The sequence below is a fragment of the Kosmotoga sp. DU53 genome (genome assembly GCF_001639905.1).
Classification (GTDB): domain Bacteria; phylum Thermotogota; class Thermotogae; order Petrotogales; family Kosmotogaceae; genus Kosmotoga; species Kosmotoga olearia.
In genome coordinates this window covers 1-3,044 of the sequence record NZ_JGCK01000028.1, presented here as the reverse complement: position 1 = coordinate 3,044, position 3,044 = coordinate 1, and the positions used below count along the sequence as shown (strand labels likewise).

Below are 3,044 nucleotides of genomic sequence, written 5' to 3'. Positions count from 1 at the left end.
AGGAAACGTATTGAGTCTCCTGCAATATTTTGTAGATAAACCAACGAAATTGGCCAAAGGAATCGGGGCGAAATCTTATACAAGGGAAGTAGTTAAATACGCTATTTTAGATTATGGTGTGAATGTGTATCCTGCGAAGAAACAGTTTTCTGGAAAGCTGTGGATTCTAACGGATGAAGATATTTTTTCCGGTACTCTCATATTTCTTGGTTTTTTGGTAAGAGAAGGCATTGGAACGATTCTAGGAGAAAGGTCAAGCGAAACAGCGAATTTTGGGTTTAAACAACAGGAATATTTATTACCAAACACAAACTGTAGCGTAGACTTATCAAAAGCGAGGATTTTGCTTCTTGAAGAGGGGAGACATATAGAGCCGGATATTCCCATAAACCTGAGCCTTGAGGAAAAGATTAAATGGATAATAGGAGAAGCTGATCCCATGCTTGATAAAGCGCTTAAGATTGTCAAAGAGGTTCAAAAAGGGGGTTATTCCTCGTCCGAATAATCCGGGATAGATAATTAGTAGTCTTTAGTGAAAAGGAGCAAACCAATGAGAGAAGTTCTGGCTTTCTTTTATAAATACATTAACAAATGGGAAGCTTTATTATATTTTCTATTCAGCATATCCCAAAAAGTTTGCCTGATAATTATCCCCATTTTATCTAAAAAATTGATCGATACAGCAAACACACATGGTGATATAAATGAGTTAAACAGGTATGGGATTTATTTAGCTATCACGTTTCTGGCATTCATCGTATTTCTTTCCCTTAGATATTATTTCCAAAATACTATTGAGGTGAAGGTTCTCAACAAATTACGGATGGAGTTATTTAAGAAGATAAACCACATACCTTATCTTGACTTGATAGAAAGGGATTCCGGTTATTTTATACAACGGATGAATAATGATGTTGGTAGGGTACGAAGTTTAATTGTAGAGGATTTTACGACGTTTGCCATAAACATCTTCTTTATAACCGCTATATTGTTTATAATGCTCAAATTGAATTTGTTATTAACCCTTTTGCTGGTACTCTTGTTTCCTATATTTGTTCTGTTTTCCAAACTTGTCATTCCAAAAATACAGAGTTTAAGTCAAAAGATTCTAGAAAACGAAGAGATAATAAACAGTCAGGTGGAAGAGCTACTCAATAATAATTATGCTGTTAGAGCTGGAAATCATCAAAGCTTCTTCGAAACGGAATTTCTTCACACACTCGATAGCTATTACACCACACAAATAAAAGAGGTGAAGTACGAAATTCTTTATGATTTCATACTTGTGGTTGGAGTTATGAATGCAGCTCACCTTTTAATTTATTGGCTGGGAGCAAACTACGTTTTTAGCGAAAAAATAACCATCGGTACTTTGTTAGCTTTTACCCTGTATTTTTCAAGATTGTGGAGTCCTGTCGAGTATTTTATGGGTTTTCAGAAAAGGTTCAAACAAAAGACGGTCTCTTTGAATAGGATTAGATCATTTCTAAGTTTGAAAGAGGAAGATAGCGGTTCTATTGATAAATTATTAGATGATTTTGAGGAATTAACAATAAAAGATGCCTGCCTATCATTCGGAAACAAAAAGATCTTTAGCAACCTGAATCTCTCAATTAAAAAGGGAGAAAAAATAGGCGTAATCGGTGAGAACGGAGCAGGAAAATCTACACTGGCCAATGTTTTGGTGAAGTTAATACAATTGGATAGCGGAAGAATTTACTACAACCAAATCGATTATAAGAATATCGATAATAAAGTTTTGCGTAAAAAGATCGTTCTGATATCCCAGCATCCATATGTTTTTGGAAATCTTGAAAAAGATTTAATTCTTCAAAACACAACCATGCCTAACAACCTCGCAGAATTCATAAATGAAAAATTAGGCAAGAAAATATACTCGAAAGGCTCCAATCTATCTGGTGGTGAGAAGAAATTAATAAATCTTTGGCGATCGCTTAATAATGAAGGTGAAGTGTTTATTTTAGACGAACCCCTCGCTTTTGTGGACAAAGATAAAAGAGAGATCGTAATAAAACTCATAAAGGAATACCTTAAGAAAAAAACATGTATCGTAATCAGCCATGAAAAAGAAATATTGGACTTTTGCGACAAAGTATACAAGCTTGAGAATGGAAAATTACACCTGAAAAATTGAACAAGCAAACATTAGAGTTGTTTCAGCCTTACCGTGAAAAACACACTCATGTCATTACAAGCTTTGATATATAAGTGTGAAATCCAAAGTATTGAAAAAAGTTTCAGCTAATATTATATGAGGTGGAGATTGCGGTGAATAAAACTCGCTGTATACTCATAGGAGTCCTTTTACTCATCTCCACTTTCACAATAGCCGAACAGCTTTTTACTCCCGAGCAGTTGAGAGAGGACTTAGATTTTCTTGTCTCCAAAATCGTTGCAGAGTTTTACAATCCATGGCTAAAGGTAGATGAAGATGTATTCTGGAATCTTGTGGCAGAGAAAAGGGCTCAATTAGACCACGATATGACCTGGTCGGAATTCTACATGATAGCTGCTCCGTTAATAGCCATTCTTCATGATCAACATTCCATGTTATGCCCTCCTACGGATGCCGAGATCAAGGTTTTCCCCTTCAGATTGCGCAGGGTAAACGGGTATGCCGTGGTAGTTAATTCAATCTGTAAACTGCCAGTCGGAGCCATTGTGACAAAGATCAACGGTATTCCAATTGAGAATATTATTGAAGAGCTGCAAGTGTATGGATCTTCTGAAACTCTTGAAAGCAGCTTAAACTGGCGGGTTAATTACTTCATCCAGGCACTACCAGAATGGTGGGGAATCGAGGAATTCGAGATCACCTATCTTCGCAGAGATGGGAAAAAAACACTGAAGATTGAATCTGCATCTTCAAAAGACTATAAATGGGTCCCCCAACCGGTAAGAAAAAGAAGCCCATCATTTGAACTACATGGTTCTATCGGGGTATTGAAAATCCCAAGTTTTAATGGGTCATTTCGACAAGAAATAATAGACAGGATGGAAGAAGCTCTGGATAGCTACATTAC

Annotated in this window: 1 protein-coding gene and 2 pseudogenes; all 3 read left to right on the top strand. The window is 36.3% G+C overall.

Going from position 1 to position 3,044, the window contains the following annotated elements:
• A pseudogene (locus tag DU53_RS03990) lies at positions 1-505 on the top strand (S41 family peptidase); the annotation flags it as partial.
• 45 nt (positions 506-550) lie between these two features.
• The gene (locus DU53_RS03985) at positions 551-2,155 is read left to right on the top strand and encodes an ABC transporter ATP-binding protein (RefSeq protein WP_015868136.1); all 1,605 of its coding nucleotides are present in this window, start codon (positions 551-553) and stop codon (positions 2,153-2,155) included.
• 134 nt (positions 2,156-2,289) lie between these two features.
• A pseudogene (locus DU53_RS03980) lies at positions 2,290-3,044 on the top strand (peptidase S41); the annotation flags it as partial.

Bases quoted from the DNA above. Each gene is read 5' to 3' on its own strand.
- DU53_RS03985 (WP_015868136.1), top strand. From the start codon at position 551: ATGAGAGAAGTTCTGGCTTTCTTTTATAAATACATTAACAAATGGGAA.